The sequence below is a fragment of the Polynucleobacter sp. 39-46-10 genome, from assembly GCF_002282275.1.
In genome coordinates this window covers 1-1,680 of sequence record NZ_NCJB01000429.1, presented here as the reverse complement: position 1 = coordinate 1,680, position 1,680 = coordinate 1, and the positions used below count along the sequence as shown (strand labels likewise).

At 44.3% G+C, this 1,680-nt stretch carries 3 protein-coding genes; 1 reads left to right on the top strand and 2 read right to left on the bottom strand.

Going from position 1 to position 1,680, the window contains the following annotated elements:
* The coding region (locus B7X71_RS16470) for an ATP-binding cassette domain-containing protein (protein WP_293601528.1) at nucleotides 1-746 on the top strand (746 nt) is incomplete at its 5' end.
* On the opposite strand, the gene B7X71_RS16465 is transcribed toward B7X71_RS16470, so the two are convergent.
* Complete coding sequence (locus tag B7X71_RS16465) at nucleotides 743-997, bottom strand: DUF1289 domain-containing protein (protein WP_293601527.1); 255 nt, start codon at nucleotides 995-997, stop codon at nucleotides 743-745. The two genes, B7X71_RS16470 and B7X71_RS16465, sit on opposite strands and share 4 nt — an antisense overlap.
* Nucleotides 994-1,680, bottom strand: a 687-nt coding sequence (locus B7X71_RS16460) for a GNAT family N-acetyltransferase (protein ID WP_293601526.1), incomplete at its 5' end; no start/stop codon positions are given. The genes B7X71_RS16460 and B7X71_RS16465, both read right to left, overlap by 4 nt.

The following is a 1,680-nucleotide window of genomic DNA, read 5'->3' as shown; positions in this document are numbered from 1 at the left end:
AGTTGGAGAAGATTGAGATTGTTGAAGTGAAACCTTCTTCACGCCAAAATCCTTTTATTCGTTTTGACGCTGAGAAAAAACTTCACAACATGGCCGTGGAGTGCAATGCACTGACTAAGGCTTACGACCGTCCAATTTTTAAGAACTTCAAGATTGGGATTCGTGCCGGGGAAAAGATCGCCATCATTGGTCAAAATGGTGCAGGTAAGACAACATTATTGAAAACCATCTTAAGTAAACGCTTCGAAGGAATTCCTGCGGATAGTGGTGATGTGAAATGGGCTGAAAACGCCAACGTGGGCGTGATGCCTCAAGACAATACCGAGATGTTCGCAAAAGACGAATTGCTCATGGATTGGATGAACAACTGGCGCAATACAGGCGACGATGATCAAGTAATTCGTGGAACATTGGGCCGCTTACTATTCTCAGGCGATGATATTGGTAAGTCTGTCAAAGTATTGTCTGGTGGCGAGAAGGGCAGAATGATTTGGGGCAAATTAATGCTTCAAAAATATAACGTCCTTGCAATGGATGAGCCAACCAATCATATGGATATGGAATCTATTGAAAGCTTGCAAATTGCGCTTGAGAAATTTGACGGCACTTTGATATTTGTTTCTCATGACCGCGAGTTTGTTTCTGCTTTGGCTAACCGTATCTTAGAAGTCAAGATGGACGGTACCGTAGTGGATTACTCTGGAACCTACGAAGAATATTTACGTAGCCAAGCTTTAGCTGGTTAAGTATTTTCTTTGGATTGACGTTGGAATCGCATTGCAGTGCCATCGGCGCGGATGCGTTTCCATACAGAATCCTTTTCTTCCTGACTAAAGAAGACCCAATTACTAACCTCGCCTAGAGTACGACCACATCCCTGGCAGATTTCGTCATAGAGGGTGGTGCAGACTCCGATACAGGGTGAGTCAGAAGCATCATCACCAACCCCTAAAGAATTGGCTCCAACTTGCTCTGGTAGGTTATCGGAAGAAGTCATGACAGTACTTTAGACGATTTCAGGGGAATGTGTTGCTCGAGCTCATCAACATAAGCTGCCATACCTTCGTGCTCGCGATCTAAGAAACGTTTCACTGCATTTGCAAAGCCTGCATCTTCAATCCAGTGAGCGGACTGCAGAGTGGTAGGTATAAATCCCCGGGCCATTTTGTGCTCGCCTTGAGCGCCACCCTCAAACACTTGAATACCCTCCTTGATGCAATACTCAATTGCTTGGTAGTAAGCCAGCTCAAAATGTAAACAAGGAATATGTTCAATAGCACCCCAATAGCGTCCATATGCTGTTGCATTTGGTTTATCAACTACGAGCAAAGATGAGGCTATCGGCCGCTCATTCTGTGTCGCAATAATCAGATGAAAATTCTCGGGCATGCTGCTGCCAAGTAATTGAATGCAATCCTCAGTTAAATAAGGTGAAGAGCGGTGCTCTATATAGGTGTTTTCATAGCAACGATAAAAGAAGTTCCAATCACTTGCCACAGCAATCTCACCCGGAATATGTCTGTAACTGATTTGGTGACTCTCTACAGCAGCACGTTCTCGACGAATATTCTTGCGACGCTTCATCGTTAAGTTGGCAAGATACTGTTCAAAATCTTGATAGCCCTCGTTATGCCAATGAAACTGTACTGAGTCGCGCAGCATAAAACCTTGTTGCTTGAG